This window comes from Mycolicibacterium pyrenivorans, from assembly GCF_025821625.1.
Classification (GTDB): Bacteria; Actinomycetota; Actinomycetes; order Mycobacteriales; family Mycobacteriaceae; genus Mycobacterium; species Mycobacterium pyrenivorans.
In genome coordinates this window covers 1-480 of record NZ_JACKSH010000153.1, presented here as the reverse complement: position 1 = coordinate 480, position 480 = coordinate 1, and the positions used below count along the sequence as shown (strand labels likewise).

1 protein-coding gene is annotated in these 480 nt (G+C 69.6%); it reads right to left on the bottom strand.

Annotation, left to right across the window (positions count from 1 at the left end; translation table 11 throughout):
* Positions 1-23: 23 nt before the first annotated feature.
* A partial coding sequence (locus H7I57_RS18970; RefSeq protein WP_275081442.1) for a TCP-1/cpn60 chaperonin family protein occupies positions 24-480 on the bottom strand: 457 nt, incomplete at its 5' end.

Below are 480 nucleotides of genomic sequence, written 5' to 3'. Positions count from 1 at the left end.
GGGGGCGTTTCGTCTAGCTACTCCTAGTGGGCGTGACCGTGGTGGCCGTGCCCGTGATCGGCTTCCTCAGCCGGCTTTTCGACGATGGCCGTCTCGGTCGTCAGGATCATCCGTGCCACAGAGGCCGCGTTGAGCACCGCGGACCGGGTCACCTTGGCCGGGTCGACGACACCGTCGGCCAGCAGGTCACCGTAGGTCAGGGTGGCGGCGTTGAAACCGTGGCCGACGGGCAGCTCGGCCACCTTGTTCACCACGACCGGGCCGTCGAGGCCGGCGTTGGTGGCAATCCAGTACAGCGGGGCCGACAGCGCCGAGGAGAAGACCTCGAGGCCGAGCAGCTCGTCGCCGGACAGCGAGCCACGCAGGCCGTCCAGCGCGGTGCGAGCGTGGACCAAAGCGGCGCCACCACCGGTGACGATGCCCTCTTCCACCGCGGCCTTGGCGGCAGCGACGGCGTCCTCGACGGCTTCCTTGCGCTTC